Here is a 25683-nt window from a genome sequence, read left to right on the forward strand (position 1 = left end):
ATGAGTGTGTCATATTTGACCACACCGCAGCTTATATAAGGAGCTTTTTCATGTCAAGGCAATATTGGGAATAGTGTTGCACCAAAACAACATTTTCGATAACTAGGTCTTCTTTAATGCGACACAAAAACCTTCGATTTATTTATGGCCATTCAGGCAACTCTCTTCCAGATTATTTTCTAATGCAATCTCAACACGATTTCTACCTCGATGCTTCGCTGAATAGAGTGCTTTATCAGCACGACGTAATAGCGTAGTAGCGTCTAAGGTGTCTGGAAGTGAACCAATGGCAATGCCTAAACTTATGGTGACCGGAATCAATGAATGGTCGGCTTGAATTGCCTTGCATGCAACGGCAGCACGAAGCCTTTCGGCTGCTTTTATTGCACCATCCCGATCATAGGGAGAAATGATCGCCAGAAATTCTTCACCGCCGTAGCGGCCTATATACTCATGCGCACGCGCTGACTGGGTTAATCGGTTGGCGATCTCGCATAATACAGCATCGCCAGCAAGGTGGCCGTATGTGTCGTTGATATTTTTGAAATGATCAATATCAATCATGATGACCGCAACCTCATAACCGCCGCGTTTAGCTCGCTGTATTTGCTTGTACAAAATATCGAATATCGCCGTGCGGTTAAGTAATCCAGTCAACACATCATGAGTAACGCGCTGTTCCAACGATTTTTTTTGCGCCATGAGTTGCTTGTTCTGCTTGATACCTCGATACAACTGTGTTTTCTCAATTAAGGCAGACAGCTGACTGGCGATTTGTAATGGCAAGCCTTGATGCAGGTTCGAATCTTTAAAGACATTTCTTTTACGACTGGAAAAGAAAACAAATCCAATTACCTTTCCCGCTGCAAGCAATGGACAAATGAGACATGAACGTATTCCTTCACGCAAAATTGCCTGTGTCAGCCGGGACGAGGAATACTCTTCAAGGTGGGAACTCAGATCATTAATAATCAACATTTCCTCAGAATTGAGGATAGCCCGCAGCGCCTTGTCGGTCATTGGAATTGATTGACCAATATTCAATATCAAATGCTGATAACAAGCTCGCGACCAATGCACCTTCAGTTTACTCCCTTCACCCTCCAGTAACGCCAGAGTGATGCGGTCATAAGATAAATGTTGCTTAAATGACTCAAAAATATGATTCAATACATCAATCAAGTGAAGATTGAGATTGCATTCAAGCATTATTTGATAAAGCGACTGTGTTCTCTCCGACTGTCTCTTAAGATAATCGGAAAGCGCTCTCAGAGACCTGCCCAAATGTCCGATTTCATCGTCGCCAACTGGAATATCCGGCGCAAAATCACCGCGCGCCATCGCTTCCGCAGCTTTTTGCAAGGCAAGAATCCGATCATTCTTTTTCATTTTTTGCTAACCGCTCATGGAGTAAGTTAGAACAAATCGCTGCCAATCACCCTCATTTACAAATTCAATTGATTTGAGTTTTTCTCAAATTATTAATTCAAAAATATACCGCAATGAATCGCTCTGCTGTTAAGAAAAACGCGCGCTTCAAAAAGATTTTCATAATGGTGCTTGATAGTTGAATATTTATAAACTCTCTCAATGCTAAAATGAACCAAAACACGGTTTTATGCAAACAATAAAATGATAGGAATTTTAGTGATTACACATGAAGATCTGGGCGAACATCTAATTCGCTGCGCCAGTCATGTTCTAGGAACGAGACCGCCGCAGCTCGCGCATCTCGGTGTTTTTGTGGAAGATGACCCCGATACCGTGCTTGCCAAAGCGCGCGACTTATTAACACAACTGGATAGCGGAGCAGGTACGCTGGTCATTACCGACATGCTTGGTGCAACACCCTGTAATATCGCCAGTCGTTTGATTCAGGCGGGAAAAGTGGAATGTCTAGCAGGGGCTAACTTGCCAATGCTAGTAAGGGTATTGACGTATCGCACCGAGCCGCTTTCGATAGTAACTGAGAAGGGATTGAGCGGCGGTCAGTGCGGGGTGGTGCACATCAAAGCGGAATCGTGATCATGCAAATCAAAGAAGTTGAAATTGTTAATAAACTCGGTTTGCACGCACGCGCATCGGCCAAGTTGACCAAGCTGGCCAGTCAATTTAAATGCGAAGTCTGGGCCACCCGCAATAACCGGCGTGTCAATGCAAAAAGCATCATGGGGGTGATGACGCTTGCGGCCAACAAAGGCTCCCGCATTCAACTTGAAACCGAAGGAGACGACGAAGTGGAAGCAATGGCTGCTTTAACTGCGCTGGTTGAAGATTATTTTGGTGAGGGTGAATGAGCTTTATTCTGCAAGGCATCGGCGTATCGGAAGGCATAGCCATCGGGCATGCGCATTTAGCTGCACCCGCTGCGCTCGAGGTAATTCATTACCTGGTTCCCAAGCAGCAAGTCGATAAAGAAATCGCTCGGCTCGATAGCGCATTTGCGGTAGTACGCAAAGAGTTTGAAACCATGCAAAAATCAGTGGCTGACGGGCATGCACGCGCTGAATTCAGTGCTTTTCTGGATTTGCATTTAATGATTCTGGATGATCCGACACTGTCAGAAGCCACGCGCAGCATCATCGCACAAACATACTGCAATGCGGAGTGGGCTTTAACGCAACAAATGCAAGTGTTATTGGCGCAGTTTGAAGAAATCGAGGACGCTTACTTGCGTGAACGCAAAGCCGACGTGATGCAAGTGGTTGAGCGTGTGCTCAAAGCCATGCTGGGTCATCCCGGTTACTTGCCGGTCGCATCGAAATTGACCGGTGACAGCATCCTGGTTGCACATGACTTAAGTCCCGCCGATGTGATGCAATACAAACAACACCAATTCACCGCATTCCTGACCGACTTGGGCAGCCAAACCTCGCATACCGCGATCGTCGCACGCAGTCTTAATATCCCGTCAATTGTCGCCCTGCATCACGCCCATCAGTTGATTGTAGAGAATGACTGTCTGATCGTCGATGGCACGCAAGGCATCATCATCGTCAACCCCGATAAATGCGTGCTGGATGAATACCGATTGCGGCAAAGCCAGCTTGAACTGGAAAAGAAAAAGCTGCAGCGTCTTAAAACCGTCGCGGCGGTAACATTGGATGGCACACCAATCGATCTCTTCGCCAATATCGAGCTACCTGACGATATTGTTCAGGTCAAAGAAAGCGGTGCAACCGGTATAGGATTATTCCGCAGCGAATTTTTATTTCTCAATCGCGACGATCTGCCGGGAGAAGATGAACAATTCGAAGCTTATCGGACGGTTGCCGCAAAAATGCAAAAACAGCCGGTGATCATCCGCACATTTGATCTCGGAGCGGATAAAAATCTGAAAGGCAGTGAACAAGTGGCAGCCAATCCGGCGTTGGGCTTACGCGCAATCCGCTTAAGTCTGGCGGAACCAAAAATGTTTCATACGCAACTACGCGCGATTTTGCGCGCTTCAAAATATGGCGATGTGCGCATTCTGGTGCCAATGCTGTCGAATGTCACAGAAATCGATCAGACCATGCATCACATCAACTATGCAAAACAAACGCTAAGAGACGACAAGCTTCCATTCGACGAGCACATTAAGATTGGCGGCATGATCGAAATTCCTGCAGCTGCGCTAAGCCTGGAAATTTTCATGCGCAAACTGGATTTTTTGTCGATCGGCACCAATGATCTCATTCAATATATGCTGGCAGTCGATCGCATCGACGATACCGTCGCACATCTTTATGATCCGCTCCATCCTGCTGTTTTATGGATGATTTCACATATTATTCAGAGCGCCAATCGCGCCAAAGTGCCGGTATCGATTTGCGGAGAAATGGCGGGTGATAAACACTTCACCCGGCTGTTACTGGGATTCGGATTAAAGCAATTTTCCATGTATCCGGCACAGTTATTGAACGTCAAGAACCAGATCCTGAAAAGTCATTTACCCGATATCATTCCGTTAGCACAAAAAATTTTGAAAGCCGATCAGCCTGAAAAAATGAACGCATTACTTGCCAAAATGAATGAGCATTAAATGTTTCACAGGGTCGAATCAGAGTTTTCCTTAGTGAATGTCCTTTTTTTTGGCGATATAATGACCCGTCTGTTATTCAGCCGTTACTTAGAAATTTCCCGGTAAGCAATAAGATAAATGCAAGATTCAAAATCAGTCGGTGTCGTAACACCGCAGTATGTACAGGTCGACAAACCGCTGCTTCTGAAAAGCGGCGCATCGCTCGACAGTTATCATTTGGTGTATGAAACCTACGGACAACTCAACGCCGCGCGCTCTAACGCGGTATTGATCTGCCATGCGCTGTCCGGCAATCATCATGTAGCGGGCTATTACGCGGATAACGAGAAAAGCATCGGCTGGTGGGATAATCTGGTGGGTCCTGGCAAGCCGATAGATACCAATCGTTTTTTTGTGATCGGCGTGAACAATCCGGGCGGTTGTCACGGTTCGACCGGCCCAGCCAGCATTGATCCGCGCACCGGCAAGCATTTCGGCGCGAATTTTCCGATCGTCACAGTGGAAGATTGGGTCGAGGCACAAGCGCAACTAGCCGAGCATTTGGGCATTGAGCAATTCGCCGCAATCGTGGGCGGCAGCCTCGGCGGTATGCAGGCCATGCAATGGACGCTGGATTATCCGGACAAAGTGCGCCATGCGTTGGTAATTGCGGCAGCACCCAGGCTGACCGCCCAGAACATCGCGTTTAACGATGTCGCCCGTCAGGCAATCATGACCGATCAGGAATTTTACGGCGGCAATTTCTATGCACACAACACGCTGCCGCGACGTGGCTTGCGGCTGGCGCGCATGCTGGGACACATCACTTATTTGTCCGACGATTCCATGGCGGCGAAATTCGGCCGCAGTCTGCGCAAAGGCGAACTGTCTTTTGGTTTTGATATCGAATTTGAAATCGAATCGTATCTGCGCTATCAAGGTGACAAGTTTGCCGATATGTTCGATGCCAACAGCTACTTGCTGATGACCAAGGCACTGGATTATTTTGATCCGGCGGCAGCGTACGACGGCGACTTGAGCGCCGCTTTCCGGGTGGCCAAGGCGAATTTTCTGGTAATCTCGTTCACTTCGGACTGGCGTTTCTCGCCCGAACGCTCGCGCGAGATTGTCAAAGCGCTATTGGATAATGAAATCAATGTGAGTTACGCGGAAATCACCGCCAGTCACGGGCATGATTCGTTTTTGATGGAAACGCCTTGTTACCATCAGCTTGTTCGCGCCTATATGGACAATATTCCTATTTAAGCAATGTTATGACTGAAACCACTCCTCCCTCGACTGCTGCGTTACGCCCGGATTTTGCCGCGATTGCCGAATGGATCAAACCGGGATCGAAAATACTCGATCTGGGCTGCGGCGACGGCTCACTGTTGCGCTATTTGCGCGATACCCGCAACGTTTTCGGCTACGGTGTGGAAATCGACGATAACAATTTGCTAAGCTGTTTCCGTAACGGCATCAATGTCATCCAGAATGACTTGGAAGCCGGGCTGTCGAGTTTTGCATCGGGTTCGTTCGATTATGTCATCCTGTCGCAAACCCTCCAGGCGATGCGTCATACCGAAGGTATCATTCAGGAAATGCTGCGTGTCGGCAAGGAAGGCATCGTGTCGTTTCCCAATTTCGGTTACTGGAAAAACCGCATGCAGGTGATCGCCGGTCATATGCCGGTATCGGAAACATTGCCGTATCGCTGGTACGATACCCCCAATATTCATCTTTGCACCTTGGGCGATTTCGAGGCGTTATGTCAGCAATGCGATGCGCGGATTCTGGAACGGAAAGTGATGAACAATCTGTACCGCCCGGTTAATTTTTTGCCGAACCTGCGCGGCATGCTGGCATTCTACCGGTTCGAACGGCATAGTTGATCAGTGCTGTGCGCTTTAGAAACACCAGCACCATTACATACTGCTAAAACGCGCTTGCGACGATCCTAAACTTTCCAATGCATTTATTTCCGCCGCGCTAAAACCCGCTTGCTGTCTGGCCTCATAATGAAATGGGCCAGCAATTTGTCCGCTGAAATGCTGCGATACCAAATGATGGAACGTTTGCTCGGCATCGAGTCCGCGTTGTTCGCACAAATACTTGAACCAATGCGAACCGATCGCGACATGCCCTATCTCATCCCGTAAGATGATTTCAAGGATAGCCGTCGTTTTACCATCGCCCGCTTGCCGCAGGCGTTGGATCATCCCCGGCGTCACATCCAATCCCCTGGCCTCCAAGACGCGCGGCACCAGCGCCATGCGCACCAAGGGATCGGATGCCGTGCGCACCGCCATATCCCACAAACCGTTGTGCGCCGGAAAATCGCCGTAATCGTGGTCAAGCTCGTTCAATCGCCGGCGTAACAATTGGAAATGGTAAGCCTCCTCCGCGGCAACCTTTACCCAATCGCTATAGAACAACTCCGGCAAGTCACGAAAACGATACACCGCATCCCAAGCCAGATTGATCGCGTTGAATTCGATATGCGCGATCGCGTGGATCAACGCAATAAGCCCTGCTTTGGTGCCAAGCCGACGTTTCGGCACCTCGCCCGGCATTACTAACTCCGGTTTGGCCGGATGCCCCGGTAACGAAATAGACTCAGGACTATTTGCCGGTTGTAATGTTAACAATCCCATCCGCCATGCTTCCGCGGTTTGCTGTGTCAGCCGCAATTTTTCCTCGACATCGCCAGTCATTAAACAGCGTTTCGCGGAATCGAACAAAGTACTCATAGCGCAATAACAAGGTGGCTAGCTACGCAAAAAAAAGGGCAGCTATCAGAGAATTAGTACAAATTTAGCATAAATGTACTACCAAATCAGTAACATCAGACTATAGGTTTTAATTGAACGTGTAGATAGAATCGTGCCAGCATTTTGGTTTCCTATTTTCCAATACTGCCTAACTATTTAGCAAGCATTTGATTTCTTATTATTTTAGAGTGATGAAAATGAAACAATCAAAAACAATCATAACAACTGCGCTTGTACTCGCAGGCTTATTCGCTGCTTCGCAAACGCAAGCAGCGGTGGTTACATTTAATTTCTCCAGCAGCAATGCATGGACAACCAGCGATTTGGTATTCACTTCCGGATCCGACTCAGTCACCGTTGGCGGTTTCCGCGGCGGAAATAATACTACCGTTTCAAGCACTCGGTCATTCATCGGCGCCAATTCCGCAGGATTGGTCGTATGTTCTGGCGGCGGTTCCAATGCCGGCGGCTCGGCAACTGGTTGCTCCGGAGACGAACATACCATCGACAGCAATGGCTCGGATGAAGATGTGAAATTTACTTTCTCGCAAGAAGTGACACTGCTTTCAGCGACTTTTAAATATTGGGACGGCAAAGGAACCAGTACCAGCAACATGGACGATTTTTCCTTGTTCGTGGGTTCTACGCCGGTATTTACCGATCAAACCATCGTAACCGGCGCCAGCAATGGAACGGCGACGTTCGACTTTACTTCCGTAGGCGGTGATTTGACCGATTCCGTTTTTTATATCGGTGCTCGCGGCAGCGAAGATAACTTCAAACTGTACAGCCTGACCGTGGAAATTCCCGCAGTACCGGAACCATCGACCTATTTGCTGATGTTATCGGGCTTGGGTCTGCTCGGCTGGAAATTCGGACGCAAAAGCTTGCAAGCATAAGTTAGCAATTAGTTAAGTAAAAAGCTCAAAGGAAAACGCGAAGGTGAATTCACCTTCGCGTTTTTATTTTGACTTTGGACAAGCAGCGATAATCTGCTAGTCTGTCATCTTTCCAACCACATACCTGCCGCCATGCATAACATTCCTCACGATCCGGCTCTGCATGTCTGCTTGCCGGAAGGACAACCGGTTTTACGCACGGTGCCAATGCCGGCGGATACCAACTACGCAGGAGACATATTCGGCGGCTGGATCATGTCGCAAGTCGATATCGCAGGCAGCATCCCAGCGATCCGCCGCGCCCGCGGACGGGTGGCAACGGTTGCAGTCAACTCGTTTGTATTCAAGCAACCGGTCTTCGTTGGCGATCTCGTCAGCTTCTACGCCAGTATCGTCAAAATCGGCCGCACCTCGATCACCGTCGACGTCGCCGTCTACGCCCAGCGCGGCGTGCGCGAAGGCGGCGAGGAAATCTGCATCAAAGTCACCGAAGCGGTGCTGACTTACGTCGCCATCGACAACAACCGTAAGCCAAGGGTGGTGCCGGAGGAGTAAATTTTGACGCGGCTTAACCATCAACGTGATGGGGTTACACAACGAGAATATCATGGGTCTAATTTTATTAACGGTTAGTGATGGTAGCTGAGACATTGAACAAGCTTCGTTCTGAAGTAATGCGACCGGAAGCAGAACGTGCCGAATTGGCGCATGCTTTGGTTAAAAGCTTCGATGCACCTAATTTTGACAATGCTTTTAAATCTGCACTCGATCTTCTCGAAGATGAAGTTGTTCCTCTCACAAACTTATCCAGTGCAACAGGTGTCAGCGAGATCAAAAGACCCATGCTCAGACGTTTTCCCTATGATATAGCTGTACGGGACTTCCGATAAAATTATTGCCATTGCGATGGCGCACTATTCCCGGTAGCAGGGTATTGGCGGAACCGTTAATGTGAATAACGTCGTTATTGAGCAAATATCATCCGGAAACAAAAGGAAGTGAAGGTGCTTTTTCCTTAATATCGGTACCAATGATGTGATTTGTGGTTTAGTCTCTATCGCGAATAGTAGAGCAATAAGCAAAGGTATTGCACCGGAATTTGCTGGGCTAAGCAGAAGCGACTCTTAAAAGCAATTCGTTGAGCGGTATTTGCATTCTTGGAAGTCCAATAATTTCAAAACCACGTATGGTAACTATTCTTTGAAAGTCAAATTCTACCGTATGAAATTTGCAATTCGGTGGAATCTGAATTTGTGAAAGATCGAGTGTAACGAAAACGTCATTTGAGCATTGAGTTATTTCAAATTCGCCTAAATCGATCTTTTCAACATAAGCATCCCGCATAGTAGGCTCTATCTTTGGTGCAGCATAAGCGACTACTGATGGAATTCTGAGTTCTTGTTTTCGTAGTGTGAAATTTGCGGAGAAATCTAAAGCAGCTACCGGCTTCCCATTAATTACTAATTTTTCATCGCGAAGTTTAGCATTGAACTTGCCGGGATACCTTTTGGGGTTATTTTCATTAATTTTTTTAGATGCTATTTCAAAAATACCGTAAATTGCATCAGACTCTGCATGCAAATATTGCTCTATTTGAGTAATCGTCACGCTATCGAGGTGTTCCTGGAGGAATCGGAAGATCAGACTTACTTCTGTAAATTCGAAGAAGGTTAACCATATCTGTGTAAGTTGGCCCCAGGAGGAAATTTCCTCTTCTGTTAACGTTACTAGGTCACGCAATATGATTCCAAATGCTTCTGCTTTTTTTATTGCGCCTTCTGTGAATCCAGTTGCAGATACAGCAATGACAGCATCTGCCCTAAGACTGATCCGACGTCCTATCAACTCTTCAATCCACTTGACGTTCTGTTTCTCTCGATGAATTCGACATTCAACAAGAGTTAGTTTTTCTTCACATCTAATGGTTATATCGATCTGCCTAGGTTGCCCAGAGTTATCGGGATCTGAAATACGTTCGTTCCAAGTAACCTCGGATCCCGGTTGCTCCAATAAGTCATGAATACGTTTAATACACTGCTCGAACTTTTTGGGTGTCTTAACTTCTCTAGTTGTCATATTTCAAGTGACTAATATACTTATTTTAATGAGTATTTGTCTCTAAAAATGTAATATGCGATTGGCTATGTTGTAACAACCAAATAATCGGTAACCCAGGATTAGGATTCTTACCCAACTGATCCAACAACCGCCGCTTCTTTTCTCCCGTCACCACCAGCACAATCCGTTCGCTGTTTGCCAGCATTTCCATTGAAAGACTCACACGCAGCGAAGGCGCAATCGGTGGGGCGACGGCGACGCAGTGATGCGCCGACAACGAATTCGGGTTCATGCCGGGGAACAGCGAGGCGATGTGGCCGTCTTCACCTAAACCAAGCACGGTCAGGCTGACCGGTAACGGCAGACGATCGAGTCGTTGCTGAATCGTTTCGATGGCGTCGAATGGAGTGTCATGCTGGGTCTTCAACCCGACGAACGTCGCGTGTTGCGGAAGGTACTGCATCAGGCACTGTTTTACCAGCCGTTCGTTCGATTGCTCGTCATCAACATCAACCCAGCGCTCGTCCGACAATGTGACGGTGATCCGGTCCCACGGCAGTGGGCGTTTGGCAAGTACCGGCAGGTAATGGCGCGGGGTACTGCCACCAGGGACGACGAGCGTGACTTGCGGTTTTCGGCTCAAGCTATCGAGCAGCGCGGTTGCGGCGAAGTCGGCAAAAGCCTGGCTGAGCGATTCAATATCGGGATAAACCTGGCGCTGCAGCGGCATGTGAGCGTTATTGCACCAGACCGCGCAGATCCGGCACGGTTTCGATATGCGCCGGGAATGGATTGGGATCGCCGGGAAAGACGCGCCCCAGGAATGCGGTGTTGTTGGCTTGCGCGCCTTCCAGATCGGCCATCGCGTCGCCGATCATCAGTACCGACTCGGGCTTCAGGCTGTGCGCCGACAGGATTTCCGCGATGATGGTTTTTTTCAACGCCGGAGCGCCGCGCACATCGGTGAAATAAGGCGCGAGGCCGCGGCGTTCGACGATGGCTTTAAGTTCGATTTCCGGCGTGCCGGAAGCGACAAACAGCGGGATTCTGTCAGACTGCTGACGGATCAATTCGATCGCGCCGGGCACTGGCTCGGCGGCGATCACCGCTTCGACGACCAATTCGGAAAAGCGGATATCCAGTTGTTGCTCTTCCGCTTCGGTCAATGGCGGCTGGTGCAGGAAATGTTCCTGGAAGTGGCGGAACTTGCGATAACGCGACATGCCGCCGTTTTGCGTATGGAATTGCACTACTTGCGCGACGATTTCCTCGCCGTAAGCGCGATACAGTTCCGCGAACGCCTGTGTTTTGATTTTTCCCGATTCGACCACGACGCCGTCGAAATCGAAGATGATGGCTTGCCAGTCGAAGTGTTTCATGCGTTATGCGCGGTTATCCGGGGTTGCCGGCGTGGTATCGTCGCTGCCGTTACCGACATGCAGATCCTGATGGATTTCGCGCAGGCAATCGAGCAAGCCTTGCCCGAGATCGACGTGTTCGTTCAACACCAGCTTGCGGCCGATGCGCGGCTGAAACGCGTACGGTGTGATTTTGTAATGATGCACGGTGTTGGCTTCGTCAAAATGCAGTTCCACCGGCCACGGCATCATTTCAGAAATCATCGTCATCACATCACGGATGCGCAGTTTCTCTTGACCGGTCAGTATCAGGTGGCGATTGGCGAATTCCGGTGCCAGCACTTGTACGCTCATGCGCGCGGCGTCTTCGACGTGGATATATTCGCGCATCGCTTCGCCACTGCCTTTATAGGTAATCGAATGGTGTTCCACCGCTTCGCGCAACATGCGGTAAATACCGTTGCGGCGGTCGGAACGGCGTCCGTACAGCGAACCGTAACGCAGGATGTTGTATTCCAGGCCGTAGCGATCGAAATAAGTTTCGGTAAAACGTTCCGCCGCTTGCTTGCTGGCGCGGTAAAACGAGCCGGATTCGGAATAAACATACACCGTGCTGGCAAACACAAACCGCCGGGCGCCGGCGACGCGGGCGGCCTCGAGCGCGTGCATGTTGCCCAGCACATTGATGGTCGCGGTCGGAATCGGCTTGTCGTGCGCTTCGTCGATGTCAGCAATCGCGGCAAAGTTATACACGATCGAAGTTCCTTTGGCGGCTTCGACAACTTGTTCGAGATTCATGATGTCGCCGACGATCATTTCCTGGTTGCCTTTCAGAAACGGCGACGCCACCCGGTCGAACAACCGCACCTGATAACCGGCTGCGGTCAAGGCATCGGCGACATGGCTGCCGAGAAAACCGCTGGCACCAAACACAATTACTTTTTCATTGGAGATTGCTGTCATGAGATGACGCCTGTTTGAATGAGTCCTTGCAATAAATTGTCCGCCGCTTCAATTTCCATGCGCTGACGCGATTCCCGCGCCAACGATCCGACATGCGATGTCAGGGTGATATTGCCGAATTCAAGCAGTGGACCTTGATACGGTTCCTGCTCAAACACGTCGAGCGCGGCGGCGCTGACCTTACCCGATTTGAGCGCATCGACCAGCGCATTCTCGTCGACTAGTCCACCGCGCGCAGCATTGATGACAATCGCTTCCGGCTTCATTGCGGCAAAAGCCTTGGCGCCCAACAGATGATGGCTATCGGCGGAATACGGTAAATGCAATGTGATGATGTCGGCGCTGGCCAGCAACTGCTCCAGCGATACCCGCTCCACCCCATCCGGCACTTGCGTTGTGAACGGATCGTGCGCGATCACGCTGGCTTCGAATGCCTGGCACAAGCGTGCAACGCGGCGGCCGATATGGCCCAAGCCGACAATGCCGACAGTTTGCGCCGCCAGCAGCCGGCCTTGCGTCCGCGGCCACTCTTTCTGGCGGACAGCGCGGTCGATGGCAGCGGTTTGCCGCAACAAACTCAGAATGAATGCCATCGTCAATTCCGCGACCGCTTGCGCCGGTGCTTCCGGCGTGTTCAACACGGTAATGCCGCACTGCTTGGCGGCATTCAAGTCGACGCTATCCAAGCCGGCACCGCAGCGGGAAATGACTTTCAGTTGCGGCGATGCCTGAAATACCCGGTCAGTGAGCGGCTCGATACCGGCGATCAAACCGGTTGCGCCATTACTCAGTAACTCGATGATTTCATCTTCGGTGAGTTTGCGTTTGTGCGGATTGGTGACGATACGCATGCCTTTTTGCAACAGTTGTTGCAGCGGCGGATTGTTGTCGATGTCGAACGACGAAGTGGAAATAACCAAAGTATTCATTATTTTTTCAGTGCAGCGCGAATGATTTGTAAGTGATTGCGGCAAATGGCGTCGAGAATGCGGATATCCAATGCGTATCCGAGGAAATTGAAACCGGCTGCGATGCGCTGCTGCAAGGCTTGCGGATCGGGTTCGATGACATGAATACCACCGGGTTTTCCAGCGCGGCATCCGGCTTCCAACACATTCGCGATGGCGGCTTGCACGTCGGGATGATTCAAGTCGCCGGGGCGGCCCATCGAACCGGATAAATCGTACGGACCGATGATATACGCATCAATGCCGGGCACCGCAAGAATTTCATCGATGGCTTTGACAGCATCGACATGCTCGATCATGACGACGATCACCGCATTGTCTTCCAGCCAGGCGCGGTATGCCTGAAAGCTCGCGCCGTAGCCTTGCGCACGCGCCAGCCCGACGCCGCGTTGTCCGCGTGGCGGGTAATAGACGCCGTCGACTGCCGCTTTGGCATCGGCGGCCGATTTGATCATCGGCACCATAACACCGGTCGCACCGGCATCCATGACGCGCTTGATCTGATCGGGATGGTTCGACGTCAGGCGCACTATCGCCGGACATTGCTTGGCATCGAGCACCTGGATAATCGCTTGCACTTCGCTCAGTTCCAGCACGCTGTGTTCGGTATCCAGCACCAACCAGTCGAATCCGGCGGATGCCATGATTTCGGCAATCGACGGATGCCCCAGCGTGACCCACGAACCGATGGTTAATTCCGAGCGATTCAATTTTGCTTTTAATGACATGGCGATCCCTGATTCTAGTAATGGGAGAGCAACGGATCGGACGCCATCAATTTCTCGACGCGCTGCAGATCGGCCATAGTATCGACCGCTTGCGTGTTGTATTCGGTATGCACCATACGCACCGGCAAGCCGTGTTCGAGTAACCGCAACATATCGATCGACTCCAGTTGTTCCAAAGGCGTCGGCGTCAGGCGGGTGTATTGAAACAACAGATCGCGGCGGAACGGAATGATGCACACTTGCTTGTACGCGGCGGTATTGGCAAATCCGCTTTTGGCCAGCGTCGGAATCGGACGGCGCGACATATACAACGCATTACCTTTCTGATCCATCACAACTTTGATGGTATTGACGTCAAGATAGTCGGCTTCCTGGTCGATTTTTTTGACCAAATTGACACAACCCAACTGCGGATCGTGTTTGAACGGCGCAACAGCGGTATCGACCATGTTCGGGTGCGTCATCGGCTCGTCGCCTTGCACCATCACGATCAAATCCGCATCCAGGTTTGTTACCGCTTCGGCAACGCGGTCGCTGGCGCGTTCGTGGGTGTCGGCAGTCATAATGACTTTGGCGCCGAAACCTTCCGCAATCTCACGGATTTCTTCGTCGCAAGTCGCGATATAAGTAGCATCGATCGATTGGCTCATAGCGACGCGCTTGTAAATATGTTCGATCATCGGGCGGCCGAGGATTTTCGCGACCGGCTTGCCCGGAAAACGGGATGAACCCATGCGGGCGGGAATAACAGCGATTGTTTTCATGAAAATTTCGTAGGTTGAATGAATGGGCGGGTTAATAAAATTAGGTGAAAAACGATGTGCTGATTATCAGGTTTTTCTACTGTTCTGAGCAATATTTATTGTTGATTTTTGCGGGTTTGTTGCATCGGTGGCATTATTTTTCGCAGGAGTTCGATGCGCTGCTGGTAATTGAGAGGTTGCCAGAGTAAAATGGCGCGCTTTACGGAATCTACTGTTAAATCTAGGAAAAACTTGAGATGTTGCGTTTCCTGAATATTATGACCACCGAAACACAGTCATGAAAGCTCTTTTTTTTCTACGTCACTATAACGATATCGATCATGTGACACCGGTCATTTACAAATGGATCAGTTCCGGCCATCAATGCGATGTGGTGTTGATCGGCTCCACGCAATTCCGCCGCGACTTCCGCGTCAAATATTTGAGTCAACTACAGGGCGTGCGCGTTGCGCACATGAAAGAACTGTTCCCGCTGCTCGAGTACGTCAAATGGCGCTTGCAAATGCTGATGCTGACGCGCAATGTCCGGCGTATCAAAGTGATCGGCAGAATCGCTGAAAAACTCGCCGAACGCTTCGACGAACGCCAACGCGAACCGCTGTGGCGGCACACCGCCGAATTTCTACTAAACCGCTGTTTTGGCAACGATACCAAAGGCGTGGTGGCATTTGACTGGATCGAGCGCAATTCGGTGATCTGTGTCGAATGGGTGGAAGTCGTCGTGGCGATTGCCAGGCACCGGGGTTTCGGCACGGTTTCGCTGCCGCACGGCGACAGTCCGCATTACAGTCAATTGATCCGCCGCGGCGAACGGCGCGTCGAACCCGATGTCACGTTTTCGGCAGCAACCATCTTCGATCGGGTGGTCGTGCCTAATGAGTTATGTTCGGTGCGTTTCCGTCCATTCATGAACGAGCGCCAGTTGGCCGTATTAGGCTCACCCCGCTATTGCGAAGAATGGCTGAAAATTCTGTCCGGCTTGATGCCGCCGTCGCCGCTGGTGCGCTCCAACAGCCGGTTGAAAATTGTCATGTTCCTGCGCAAAGCCAACTTCACCACCTTCTGGGAAGAAGTCAGCGAGGTAGTACATCTGATCGCCGAGTTTCCCGATGTCGAACTGATTATCAAACCGCATACCCGTAGCGGCTGGAAACAATCTCTGACGACCGACAGCTCGATCAAGAAACTGCCAAATATCCGGGTTGCCAGCGACGATGCACATTCGGTGCATTTGATGAACTGGGCCGATGTCATTATCGATTTAGCCACGTCCGTGGTATTCGAAGCAGTCCGCGCGAAAAAACCGGTGCTGGCTGCGGATTATCTGATTGCCGCACGCTCCGCCGTGGCCTATTACATGCCGGAAACGGAACTGAAATGCCGCGACGATGTGTACGAAAAAATCAACGGTTTTCTAACCAATGGAACCGATGCTTTCTACATCGAAGAGCACCGGCAACGTTTCTTGGATGAAATGCTGGATTATCCGGATGCCAACGTATTGCCGCGCTATGTAGCGCTGCTGGAACAAGCGGCGGGCTGACTGCATCTTCTTGGCCAAGATTTACCCGCTAACAAAACGTCAGACCCTGAGGTGGTGAAATGCGAGCAAAAGATATACTGAACGAGCTGGTGGTGGCGGCTTACAAATTAAAAGGCGGCTATACCGACGTCACGGTCAGAGGCCAGCATCTGCGCATTTCCGTCGACCACTTGCGCACGCTTAATCGCGCCCAAACCTATTCGAAAAAAGAACCCGATACCCTCGACTGGCTGGATAGCTTTGAACCGGGGTCGAATTATTTCGATATCGGCGCGAATATCGGCCAATACTCATTGTATCCGGCGAAGAAATACGGCAGCCAGGTAAAAACGTTTGCGTTTGAACCGCAGAGCAATAACTATTACGCGCTCAACAAGAATATTTATCTGAACAATCTGAGCGAACATATTTTGTCCTACTGCGTCGCGGTGTCCGGGAAAAGCGAATTTTCCAAATTGTATATTCCCAAATTCATCCCCGGCGGCAATCGTTCGCAATTCGGACACGAAGACCTGACGAACATGAAAATGGCGGCCACGCATGTGCAAGGCATGTTCGGCGTGACGCTGGATGATTTGTGCAGTTGCTGGGGGTTTCCGTACCCGAATTACATGAAAATCGACGTTGACGGCATCGAAATTCCGATCCTCGAAGGCGCAGCGGCGGTGTTGAAAAACCCGGCGCTGAAATCGGTCATCATCGAACTCGGCACCGCGACCGAACAGGAAAAAGCCATCGCTTTGATGCAGCAAGCCGGTCTGATAGTCACGCAACGGCCGTCGAAGAACTGGGGTGAATCGTATTTGATTTTTGGCAGAGCATGATTCTCAGGGAACCTCGAGAAATTCAGAGTTTTAAACAAAGCGTGGCGGGAACAAAAAATATTGACGCAGCACATGGACGATATGTAAGGAAATAATTTTTGTGAGCAACGATGTATTGTGACGAAATATGAGAGACCTTTGCACGGTGTCATGAGCGGTACGAGAATAAGGCAAAAATTTGCGAAAAAGCGGAGTTTACACGAGGTAAATGAGCATTTTTCGCGAATTTTTAACGCAATTATCGTGTCGCGCAGTAACCGTGCAAAGGTCTCTATGAATTTTTAGGCTAACCGATGAGTGATCGCATTGCTCCTGTCATCGATGTTGTCATTCCTGTTTACAATGCGCCGGAATTGACCCGGCGCTGTATCGATTCCGTTATCACCCACCTCAGCTCGTCGATCCGCACCATTCATATCCAGAACGATTCATCCGGCGAAGAAACGCGGTCGATGCTCGATCATTTACCGTATCCGTCAGTGCAGGTTTTTCACGCGCCGGTCAATCAAGGCTACGGCAAATCGGTGAACGATGCGGTGGCGCGCTCCGATGCCGAACTGGTGCTGGTGCTCAATTCCGACCTCGAAATCAGCTCGAATTTTCTGCCGCTGCTGTGCGGCGCATTGGCGGCCGATCCCAAGTTGGCTGTGATCAGTCCGAGTGAAACAGCGATGCCTGCGGAAAAAATCAACCGCTACCAGCGGCAACCGGGCGGTTATATTGCGACTTATCGCTTCAGAGGTTACGGTTTCCTGATCCGCCGCGCGGTTTTCCTGGCGATGGGCGGGTTCGATGCGCAATTTGGCCGAGGTTATTACGAAGATACCGATCTCGGACGCCGCTTGGATCAGCAGGGCTGGCGCATGGGGTTGCATCCGGAAGCAATAGTGCGGCATAAAACCGGTGCTTCGTTTGGCCGCGGCAAAGCATACCGGGAATTGGTGGAGCGCAACCGCAAGCTGTATTTCTCACGCTATCCGCAAGCGCAACACAATGTGCTGGTGGTATCGGGCGCCGAAGTATCGGCTGAATTAAGCAACGCGATCGAACAAGTGATGCGCCAAGGCGGACGCTTGCATTGGCTGACGCCGGAACGGCTGCCAAAATTATCTTGCTTGCAAATGCAGAATAGTGAATTGAGTTTGCGCGGGCTGCTGAAAATCCTGTTGCGCGGCTGGTCGCGAGAAGATAAGCGCATCACCGCCATCTGGTTATCGCCACCGGTTGCTTTTTGGGCGCGAGGATTGTTGATGCTATTTGGCCGTTTGCGGCGGCTGGAAATACGACCATGGCAATGACCGGATCGATACTGACTGACAATCGCCGGGAGTGGTTGATCCGCCTTGCATTGGTGGTTTTTTGCGCCGGCCTTTGGCGTAACGAACTGAATTTCGTTGCTTTTCCTTTGCTTGTCATTGCCTGGGTACTCGACGGTGGTTTGAATCGATTGCTTCACGCACTTAAACAACCGCTGATGCAGGCGATTTTGATACTCTGTTTATGGTTGCTGGGCGGTTTGATGTGGAGCGACGAGCCTTGGGATGGCCGGTTAAAGTGGCTGAAATATTTTATCTGGCTGCTGCTGATTCCTCTTTTTGCACTGCTGACCAAAGCACGTTTGCCGTGGGCAATTGGGGCTTTGATCGCGGGTTATCTGACGGCGCTGGGATTGGGTATTCATCAGTGGCTGGTGATCGGCGAACAAGGTATCCAAGCATTGAACATGTCGTATTTGAGTTTCTCCGCCATGCTCGGCGCCGGAGCGATCGTGCTGGCCGGGCTTGCCTGCATGAGCCGGTCGCTGCTATTGCAACTGGTGTTGTGGACGGCGGCCATCGCGTTGATTTACGTTCAATTTCATCAGTATGGGCGGGTGCTTTTGCTGGCTACGCTGGGCGCCATCGTGCTGCAGGTTTATTGGCGCTATCGTATCAACCTGCGTAAATTTGCCGCAATTTTTATCGCGATTGTGATCACCGCCGGAATTTTTGCCTACACCAGCCCGGCTTTTCAGGAGCGGATAAAACTGGCGCAAGGCGATATCGAATTGCTGCAACAAGGCAATTTCAGTTCCAGTCTCGGTTATCGTTTGGCGATGTGGGATGTGGGATTGCACGCGATCGCCGAGCATCCGTGGACAGGACTCGGAACCGGTGCGCCAGCGCGTTATTTCGATACCACGATCCAGACGTACAAAGACGGCTTGTACCGTGATTTACCGGCGTTTCAGAAAACCTCGCATTATCACAACGATTGGATCGAGATCGGCATGCATATCGGGATACCGGGAATACTGATCTTGTTGTTATTTTACTGGGGCTGGTATCAGGCTTTTCACCGGAATGGGCTGGTGGTGCTCGGCATCGGCTTGGTGAGCTATGCGATGCTGGCGGGGCAAACCGATGCTTTTCTGATTTTTAGCCGGATGCCGGTGTTATTGCTGAGCATTACCGCCATTGCAATGGCCTGGCAACGGCAACCAGCGGATACTTGAACGCGATGCAACCAGAACCGATCGCTACTGAGTCAAACCCGGTTTGTTATTTGTGCGGACAGCCGGGTGAAGTGTTATATCCCCATCTGACCGACCGGTTATTTGGCGCACCAGGTGAGTGGACACTTAAACGATGCCCGTCACCAAGTTGCGGTTTGGTCTGGCTGGATCCCCGGCCAACCATCGCAGACATTGGCAAAGCCTATAAAACTTACTATACCCACGATCATGCCGGTCACCGGCAGCTCACGCGCATGGCGCGCATCGTGCGCGGCCTGTTGCACCCGCTCAGCGTGATCTTGTTGGGATTGCGCCAGGAACGCCGCCGCTACAAACGCATTTATCTCGATCAGACATTGCCGGGACGGTTACTGGAAGTGGGCTGCGGCAACGGCAAGCGCCTGGCGCGAATGCAAAAATCCGGCTGGCTGGTCGCCGGACAGGAAGTCGATCCGCTCGCGGCAGATCACGTGCGGCAAAAATATGGAATCGCGGTGCATTTGGGATCGCTGGAAACGATCGACGCCACAGAACCCTACGATGCGATTATCATGAGTCACGTGATCGAGCATGTGCACGACCCGCTGGCAATGCTGCAAACCTGCCACCGCTTGCTCAAAAAGGATGGCGTGATCGTGCTGCTGACGCCGAATACCGCCAGTTACGGTCATCGCACCTTCACCGCCGGTTGGCGCGGCCTCGAACCACCGCGGCATTTGCATTTGTTCAATCGTGTAACTTTATCGCAGCTCGTGGAAAAAGCCGGATTCGGCGGCGTGCAAACCTGGACCACGCCGGTCGGCGCGTACGGCATCGGGCAAAGCAGCCGGTCAGCGGCGGAATTAGCGGATACCGCGCAGCTAAACACCGGTCGTATCACGGTTCGCGATGTGCTACGGGGATTCCGGTTTCAAGTCGCTGCCAGCTTGCGTTTCCGGTTCGATAAAAACTCTGGCGAAGAATGTGTGCTAATCGCCAAGAAAATTTCTTAAGGGCATCTCTGAAAATTCATATTTTGTTACAATACTTCGTTGATCACAGAAATATTCCCTTACATATCAATTATATGCTACGAAAATATTTTTAGCTCTTGCCTCGTCTTGTCTAAAACTCTGAATTTGTAGAGACGCCCTTAACTTTCGCTGATTTTAAAAATGAACAATCAATCTAACCGATCCGGCATTGCCCCGGTCGATCCGCTCATCGAAACTTATATGCGCGAGCTGTTGGCGCATACCGATCACCCGGTGTTGCTGGATATGGAAGATTATGCACGGCGCAATAATTTTCCGATCGTCAACCGGCTGGCGGGTGTTTTTCTCGAAACCCAGGCGAAAATGATCGGCGCCAAACGGGTATTCGAATTCGGCAGCGGTTATGGCTATTCGGCCTACTGGTTCGCGCGCGCGGTCGGCGACGATGGCTTGGTGATTTACAGCGACTCAGACACACAGAACCGCGAGCGCGCGCAGCAATACTTAACGCAAGCGGCGCTGTGGCAACGCGTGCAGTTCAACACCGGCATGGCGCAGGAAGTTTTTGCCCAAACCGAAGGACTGTTCGACATTTGCTATAACGACGTCGACAAACACGCCTACCCGGAAGTCTGGCGGCTGGCGAAAGACCGGATCCGCCCGGGCGGACTGTATATTGCGGATAACGTGCTATGGCGCGGACGAGTCGCGATGGACACGTATCAAGACGCGTCCCCAGGCTCCACCGCAGCCATCGCCGAACATAACCGGCTGATTTTCAAAGACCCGGACTTCGACGCATTCATCAATCCAACGCGCGATGGATTGGTGGTAGCGCGGAGGAAGTGAGTTGAAGGTAAGGGTACCCGTTGCGAGATTTGAAAAACTGTAGGCTATGTGATTGTTTGCAGCCCTTGCCAAGAACCCATCGACGGCTCCCTGAAGCTCCTGCTTCGTGAACGGTGGGGTCAGTGTTCCCAGGTCTGTGGATTCTGTTTTCGCTAAGTACGGGAACATCGGTATCGCATTGCGCGCCCAATAAAGCAAGCGCCCAGCTACCGGAAAGATGTCGATCAGCTTCGTAACAACGACATGCCCCTCAGGGAAGGGCTGAAAGTCCAGGCGGTGGAGATGATTACCGATCCACCACCGCAGCTCAATATTGAAAGCGTCATAGTGCGTGTCCCGAGCGATGGACAAATTGCGTCACTGTGCCGCTACGGCGACAATGACGGCGTTCAGATCGAGTGGCACTTCAACTGGTTGCATAACTTCCAAGCTCAGGGGTGCTGCGCGATGAAAGCCACGCAGCGCCCGTGTTGATCAACAGGTTAATCGTTAAACAATGGTTGCCGCCTTTTCATCCAGCTTGAACTTGAGCAACTCGATATTGAGTCGCTCCAGTGCTTCCTTCAGGTCGGAAGCTAGGAGTTCATCTTTTGGCAGAACTATCACTCTTCTGCATTCATTCGATGTGCCGTGAACCATAAGCTGTCCGATAGCTGCGTAAACGTCGGAGCGCGCTGTGCTGGTTTTAACTTCAAAGACCTCCACTAATTCGTCGGAAACCGCAACCCCCATGTCTATTAGGATATTTTTGACCAAGCGACCACCTTTTGGCAATAGGCTCGAGCTTCGCCAGGAATAAAGTGCATCAACAACCTCACCATGTCGCGACAGGTAGTCAATTTCTTGTGATCGTTTGCCTTTACGCCTACCTCGGGACTCAGAGAAAAAGTCTTCGAGTTCTTTCTTCTTGCTCTGGAACGCGGGCGAATCCAAATCACCCGCCCGCACGGCTTGTTTGAAATTGGCAATAATGTCGATGTAACGAACAGCAGATCGGCTTGCTGCGACACCTTCGATAGGCATTACCACTACGCCCTCTCTGATACCCCCAGACGAGTCCACAACGTCGATTGGGCGCTGATCGCTCCATGCCAAGAAGGCAGCCTTCCCAACCCCCTTGGTCCCACCGCCAACACGACCCGAGTGCAGGAGATAAATTGAGCCTGTGTCGCTGTCGCGAGCGAAGAAGCCGGCAACCTGGTCATTACGGCCTTCGTATGCGGTATTGATCTCGACAGCAATTTGTAGATCGGCGTCATTTCTAAATATGCCGAACCAGTTTAGTCGTCGCGGATTCGGGATATCTTCGTCATCGTAATCCGAAGACCAGTACCAGTAGCTTCCGTCGGTAAGAACTTTCGCATCGAAAGTTGTACCACCGGGGTAGCCGATGTTCTTTACTGATTTCGTTTTGAATTCGTGGCGAATGGTCATTTCCAATTTGCGCTGCGCCTTCGCGATTTCTTCTTTGGATTCTATGAGTGAAAACATCGGATTTCTTTAACTTCCTTATGTGCTGTGCTACAGCCGCTTTGATACCTAACTTGAACTAGATGTCTGAAATGAAGTAATCATATTGCATCATAAATCACATTCAGTAATGTAAGATTCCTTTACTTCCTTAATGCAACTGATTCAGATTTCATCACATGAAGACATTACGGAGGCATCGATTCCACCGGTGCCAATGGTTTTTTGGTGACATTAGGGCTCAGTAATTTTATGCCGGATTGGCCGTCGACCTTCAACTGCTTTCTATCGATCTTGCCATTCTGCAGCGCTTCTTCGCTATAGGTATAATGCAATTCGGCGGTAAATCCTTGCACGGTCACGCCAAACACATCCGCCAGATACTGAAGAAAATCCTCGGACAGAGCTGCTTTGCAGGCATAGACGACTATCACCGCATCTTTCGCGAAGCGGGCTTTAACGTCTGACCAGGGGACCACGGTTCCGTCATCCTTCAAAATCCCATTTTCCTTAAATCCTTCCAGAACCCCGGCTTCCAATTCTTCGTCGAAATAGACACCGTCGTTTTCGATCCGGCCTTGCAACCCGATGCTGTCGCTGGCGCCGTGGGTTACAAAGTTTAACCGGGCAATGCTGCCTTTGGGTTGCAGGTATACCAGGTTGATGAAGCTGGCGGAGTGATTAACGATGTCATAGCTCTTTCCCTTCGCGCCGCTGTTTTTGATTGCCGCGGCAAAATCCTTGGTGCTGGGAAACCATTCGTCGTTTAGTAATGCATCGATTTCCGCTTGTTCCGACGGCCAGGGATTCGGAAAATCCCCCACCGCCCAGATTTCCAGTGTTTGCACCCGTTTTTTTGAGCCGAGCACTTCTTCCGCTCTATCCGTCACCCGGTCGCGGACGGCATCGAAACGGATAGCCGCTTTGTTTAGAATGCGTTCAAGCGTTGTTGTCATCCTGCCCGCCTTGTTCGCCTTCCTTCACGGCTTCCGGTTCACAGCAGAAAACCTTGCGGAACCGTTCCGCTTGCTGCTCGTCGCCATTGGCTACGACATCGCGCCCCAGCGCTATCCTGGAAATTTCTTCCTGCTGCAACGAATTCTTCAGCGCCATTTCGCGGATTGTCTCGGTTTGCAAGCTCGCCGAATACGTATCGAGCAGCCCTGCTTGCGGATCGCCGCCGCGGCCCAGGAATCCATCGACCACAACCCCATCGGTGCGCATGGTGATGACGTTTTCCTTAAGCACCACGCCTGGCACTTCGATGAATTCGCGTCCTTCCAGCCGTGTTTTCAGCGATTTATTCACCCGCAAGTAGGATACGTTCCTGGGCAAGCGGATATTCAATCCCGCAATCGAAGCCGCCGGAAATTCGAGATTCACTTGTTCCAGAAATTGCTGCGGCGTATCGCGGTAGTCGAAGATAAAGAACAGTTCGCGGATGATGCCGCTCAGGATGCGTTGCCGTGTCTGCGGATCGTCGGAGAAATACGCATCCAGGAATTTATCGAGCTCGTGGATCGCATATTGCGGATAGGGCCCCGGCGATTCATCGTACAACGCGATCTTCACGTCGGTCAGATGCAACACCGAGATGTATTCCTGCACCATCTGACGGAACACGAGATTCAGCGTGCGGCTGACGTTGACGTTTTCGATCTGGCGTTCGATGGTACTTTCCGAGCCCGCTTCCGAAGTTGTCGAAGAACTTTGTTCCTGACTGGTATTGATTTCCACGTCGCGCTTTGACGAAGCGCGGGCGGAATGTTTGAACAATGCATTCGATACCGTGTTGGCAAAGGATTCACGCGCGCTTCGCGTGCCCCATTCCCCGCTGACTTCTTCCGAGGATTCCGAGCCGCCGCTGCCGCCGGCTTCGACCAACCCCCACAGCACGTTGGCGCTGCCGCTCCCTTCTTTTTTGTTATAGTTTTTCTGCGAATTCAGAATATCCGCTTCGGTTTCGGTGTATTTGTTCGACGACTCGCTTTGCAGGCTATTCTCGAAGTCGATGGCCGCTTCCTCGGTCACGGAATCCAGCACCGACGATCCGAAATTGACCTTGGATTCGTCCTTCTGAATGGTTTTCTGGTAGGTCTTGAGCGAGATCTTGGTTTTCTCGCCGGGAAATAAAGAAAAGGTTTTAATCACCCGGCCCGCGCCATAGTTGCCTAAAAAAGTGGAAATCTGCAGCTTCTCGAAGAACAGGATTTTTGGAAACACCCGCGATGGCGGGCGCGGTTTCGGTTGAATAATGTCGAAATTTCCGGAAAACCCGAGCATGCCTTCGCTCGGTTTATAAATGAAGCTCGCGGGATATTGCTCGTAAACTTCCGCAACCGCCTTGAGCGTGTTCACCGTCGCTACGCGATCGCTCTTGGATACCAATGTCAGATTGTCGATGCGTAAATCCGGTCCGACCGGCCGAGGCCGCTTGACCTTCTTTTTCTCAACATTCTCCCGGAGTTCTTTCAGAGTTGCGGCGTTAAGAACATTCTCATCGATATCGATGGAAATGACGCTGACACCGACATGGTTGGTGGATTCAGGGATCGAGTAATTCAGCCGGGGCGCTTCGTCAGCATCCTCTCCCAAGCGAATAAAAGGGGCACCGTTCTCGCTCATTGCAACCTCCTGTGATTCAGTGTTATCAAAAACGCCAGATTAGAGATCTTCGGCTAATCAATGATTTACAGACAGCAATTGCACGACTTTCAGAAATGAGCTGTTAGTGTAGAGAAATGTTGATTGAATGTAAATTTAGCAATGACTCGATAACCTCCGGTAAAGGCTGCTTGCATCATGAAATTCACAGACCACGAAAAGCGCGACATCATCCGCGTGGCAATCACCCTTGAGAAAAAAGGGGACCTATGCAGAACCCAAAAGGCGCTTCACCTCGTTTTTCCAAATTCCCCTTCTGCCATTCTAAATCCGGGTACCCGTTGGTTTCCGACCGATGAGCGTTACGCAAAGACAGCATGGACAAGCTGGCACCGGCATGAACGGTTGATTTG

The 25683-nt window shown here is 50.9% G+C and carries 27 protein-coding genes; 15 read left to right on the forward strand and 12 right to left on the reverse strand.

Annotation, left to right across the window (positions count from 1 at the left end):
* Window positions 1–138 precede the first annotated feature (138 nt).
* Window positions 139–1389: a diguanylate cyclase gene (locus tag ACV7NC_RS09010; protein WP_458152199.1), complete on the reverse strand. Its 1251-nt coding sequence runs from the start codon at window positions 1387–1389 to the stop codon at window positions 139–141.
* Window positions 1390–1632: 243 nt separating this feature from the next.
* Between ACV7NC_RS09010 and ACV7NC_RS09015 the strand changes: the two genes are divergently transcribed.
* From ACV7NC_RS09015 to metW, 5 genes are all read left to right on the forward strand, one after another.
* Window positions 1633–2025 carry a PTS sugar transporter subunit IIA gene (locus ACV7NC_RS09015; protein WP_458152200.1) on the forward strand — a complete coding sequence of 131 codons (393 nt, stop codon included), beginning with the start codon at window positions 1633–1635 and terminating at the stop codon, window positions 2023–2025.
* A 2-nt stretch (window positions 2026–2027) separates the two neighbouring features.
* The gene (locus tag ACV7NC_RS09020) at window positions 2028–2297 is read left to right on the forward strand and encodes an HPr family phosphocarrier protein (RefSeq protein ID WP_292922518.1); all 270 of its coding nucleotides are present in this window, start codon (window positions 2028–2030) and stop codon (window positions 2295–2297) included.
* The gene (gene ptsP, locus ACV7NC_RS09025) at window positions 2294–4024 is read left to right on the forward strand and encodes a phosphoenolpyruvate--protein phosphotransferase (protein WP_458152201.1); all 1731 of its coding nucleotides are present in this window, start codon (window positions 2294–2296) and stop codon (window positions 4022–4024) included. Before ACV7NC_RS09020 ends, ptsP begins: the two co-directional genes overlap by 4 nt.
* A 117-nt stretch (window positions 4025–4141) precedes the next feature.
* Window positions 4142–5269 carry a homoserine O-succinyltransferase MetX gene (gene metX, locus ACV7NC_RS09030; RefSeq protein ID WP_458152202.1) on the forward strand — a complete coding sequence of 376 codons (1128 nt, stop codon included), beginning with the start codon at window positions 4142–4144 and terminating at the stop codon, window positions 5267–5269.
* A gap of 8 nt (window positions 5270–5277) precedes the next feature.
* On the forward strand, window positions 5278–5895 hold the full coding sequence (gene metW, locus ACV7NC_RS09035) for a methionine biosynthesis protein MetW (protein WP_458152203.1): 618 nt from the start codon (window positions 5278–5280) through the stop codon (window positions 5893–5895).
* Window positions 5896–5928: 33 nt separating this feature from the next.
* Here metW and ACV7NC_RS09040 read toward each other — a convergent pair whose 3' ends face one another.
* Window positions 5929–6753 carry a ferritin-like domain-containing protein gene (locus ACV7NC_RS09040; protein WP_458152205.1) on the reverse strand — a complete coding sequence of 275 codons (825 nt, stop codon included), beginning with the start codon at window positions 6751–6753 and terminating at the stop codon, window positions 5929–5931.
* Between the two features lie 218 nt (window positions 6754–6971).
* Between ACV7NC_RS09040 and ACV7NC_RS09045 the strand changes: the two genes are divergently transcribed.
* The 3 genes from ACV7NC_RS09045 to ACV7NC_RS09055 all read left to right on the forward strand — a co-directional run bounded on the left by ACV7NC_RS09045 (window position 6972) and on the right by ACV7NC_RS09055 (window position 8563).
* A complete protein-coding gene (locus tag ACV7NC_RS09045; RefSeq protein ID WP_458152207.1) occupies window positions 6972–7673 on the forward strand; it encodes a PEP-CTERM sorting domain-containing protein in 702 nt (233 codons plus the stop codon).
* Window positions 7674–7805: 132 nt separating this feature from the next.
* Entirely contained in the window at window positions 7806–8228 is a 423-nt protein-coding gene (locus ACV7NC_RS09050) for an acyl-CoA thioesterase (RefSeq protein ID WP_458152209.1), read from the forward strand.
* A gap of 80 nt (window positions 8229–8308) precedes the next feature.
* A complete protein-coding gene (locus ACV7NC_RS09055; RefSeq protein ID WP_458152211.1) occupies window positions 8309–8563 on the forward strand; it encodes a hypothetical protein in 255 nt (84 codons plus the stop codon).
* A gap of 217 nt (window positions 8564–8780) precedes the next feature.
* Here the strand turns inward: ACV7NC_RS09055 and ACV7NC_RS09060 are convergent, their stop codons facing one another.
* From ACV7NC_RS09060 to ACV7NC_RS09090, 7 genes are read right to left on the reverse strand one after another with little or no spacing between them, the layout of a single operon-like run.
* On the reverse strand, window positions 8781–9749 hold the full coding sequence (locus ACV7NC_RS09060; RefSeq protein WP_458152213.1) for a restriction endonuclease: 969 nt from the start codon (window positions 9747–9749) through the stop codon (window positions 8781–8783).
* 25 nt (window positions 9750–9774) lie between these two features.
* Window positions 9775–10461 carry a 6-phosphogluconolactonase gene (gene pgl / locus ACV7NC_RS09065; protein WP_458152215.1) on the reverse strand — a complete coding sequence of 229 codons (687 nt, stop codon included), beginning with the start codon at window positions 10459–10461 and terminating at the stop codon, window positions 9775–9777.
* Between the two features lie 7 nt (window positions 10462–10468).
* Window positions 10469–11110, reverse strand: coding sequence for an HAD family hydrolase (locus ACV7NC_RS09070; RefSeq protein ID WP_458152217.1), 642 nt, complete (start codon window positions 11108–11110; stop codon window positions 10469–10471).
* A 3-nt stretch (window positions 11111–11113) separates the two neighbouring features.
* Window positions 11114–12052: an NAD-dependent epimerase/dehydratase family protein gene (locus tag ACV7NC_RS09075; protein WP_458152219.1), complete on the reverse strand. Its 939-nt coding sequence runs from the start codon at window positions 12050–12052 to the stop codon at window positions 11114–11116.
* Window positions 12049–12981, reverse strand: a complete 933-nt coding sequence (locus ACV7NC_RS09080) for a phosphoglycerate dehydrogenase (RefSeq protein WP_458152220.1) — start codon at window positions 12979–12981, stop codon at window positions 12049–12051. The genes ACV7NC_RS09075 and ACV7NC_RS09080 overlap by 4 nt, the downstream gene beginning before the upstream one ends.
* On the reverse strand, window positions 12981–13748 hold the full coding sequence (locus ACV7NC_RS09085; RefSeq protein ID WP_458152222.1) for an HpcH/HpaI aldolase family protein: 768 nt from the start codon (window positions 13746–13748) through the stop codon (window positions 12981–12983). The genes ACV7NC_RS09080 and ACV7NC_RS09085 overlap by 1 nt, the downstream gene beginning before the upstream one ends.
* Before the next feature lie 14 nt (window positions 13749–13762).
* Window positions 13763–14512, reverse strand: a complete 750-nt coding sequence (locus ACV7NC_RS09090) for a 3-deoxy-manno-octulosonate cytidylyltransferase (RefSeq protein ID WP_458152223.1) — start codon at window positions 14510–14512, stop codon at window positions 13763–13765.
* Window positions 14513–14789: 277 nt separating this feature from the next.
* Here ACV7NC_RS09090 and ACV7NC_RS09095 point away from each other — a divergent pair, with 277 nt between their 5' ends.
* From ACV7NC_RS09095 to ACV7NC_RS09125, 7 genes are all read left to right on the forward strand, one after another.
* Window positions 14790–16055 (forward strand): hypothetical protein, encoded by a 1266-nt coding sequence (locus tag ACV7NC_RS09095; RefSeq protein ID WP_458152225.1) that lies wholly within the window; start codon window positions 14790–14792, stop codon window positions 16053–16055.
* 59 nt (window positions 16056–16114) lie between these two features.
* Window positions 16115–16879: an FkbM family methyltransferase gene (locus tag ACV7NC_RS09100; protein ID WP_458152227.1), complete on the forward strand. Its 765-nt coding sequence runs from the start codon at window positions 16115–16117 to the stop codon at window positions 16877–16879.
* A gap of 293 nt (window positions 16880–17172) precedes the next feature.
* Window positions 17173–18177, forward strand: a complete 1005-nt coding sequence (locus ACV7NC_RS09105; RefSeq protein ID WP_458152229.1) for a glycosyltransferase family 2 protein — start codon at window positions 17173–17175, stop codon at window positions 18175–18177.
* Window positions 18168–19373, forward strand: coding sequence for an O-antigen ligase family protein (locus tag ACV7NC_RS09110; protein WP_458152231.1), 1206 nt, complete (start codon window positions 18168–18170; stop codon window positions 19371–19373). Before ACV7NC_RS09105 ends, ACV7NC_RS09110 begins: the two co-directional genes overlap by 10 nt.
* Window positions 19374–19378: 5 nt before the next feature.
* Window positions 19379–20365: a class I SAM-dependent methyltransferase gene (locus ACV7NC_RS09115; protein WP_458152233.1), complete on the forward strand. Its 987-nt coding sequence runs from the start codon at window positions 19379–19381 to the stop codon at window positions 20363–20365.
* A 162-nt stretch (window positions 20366–20527) separates the two neighbouring features.
* Window positions 20528–21196 carry an O-methyltransferase gene (locus ACV7NC_RS09120; RefSeq protein ID WP_458152235.1) on the forward strand — a complete coding sequence of 223 codons (669 nt, stop codon included), beginning with the start codon at window positions 20528–20530 and terminating at the stop codon, window positions 21194–21196.
* 243 nt (window positions 21197–21439) lie between these two features.
* Entirely contained in the window at window positions 21440–21670 is a 231-nt protein-coding gene (locus ACV7NC_RS09125; RefSeq protein ID WP_458152236.1) for a hypothetical protein, read from the forward strand.
* Between the two features lie 15 nt (window positions 21671–21685).
* Here the strand turns inward: ACV7NC_RS09125 and ACV7NC_RS09130 are convergent, their stop codons facing one another.
* From ACV7NC_RS09130 to ACV7NC_RS09140, 3 genes are all read right to left on the reverse strand, one after another.
* Complete coding sequence (locus ACV7NC_RS09130) at window positions 21686–22687, reverse strand: hypothetical protein (protein ID WP_458152237.1); 1002 nt, start codon at window positions 22685–22687, stop codon at window positions 21686–21688.
* A 167-nt stretch (window positions 22688–22854) separates the two neighbouring features.
* Window positions 22855–23622 carry a hypothetical protein gene (locus ACV7NC_RS09135; RefSeq protein ID WP_458152238.1) on the reverse strand — a complete coding sequence of 256 codons (768 nt, stop codon included), beginning with the start codon at window positions 23620–23622 and terminating at the stop codon, window positions 22855–22857.
* Window positions 23606–25291: a hypothetical protein gene (locus ACV7NC_RS09140; RefSeq protein ID WP_458152240.1), complete on the reverse strand. Its 1686-nt coding sequence runs from the start codon at window positions 25289–25291 to the stop codon at window positions 23606–23608. Before ACV7NC_RS09140 ends, ACV7NC_RS09135 begins: the two co-directional genes overlap by 17 nt.
* Between the last annotated feature and the right edge of the window lie 392 nt (window positions 25292–25683).

Source organism: Nitrosomonas limosa, from assembly GCF_054188085.1.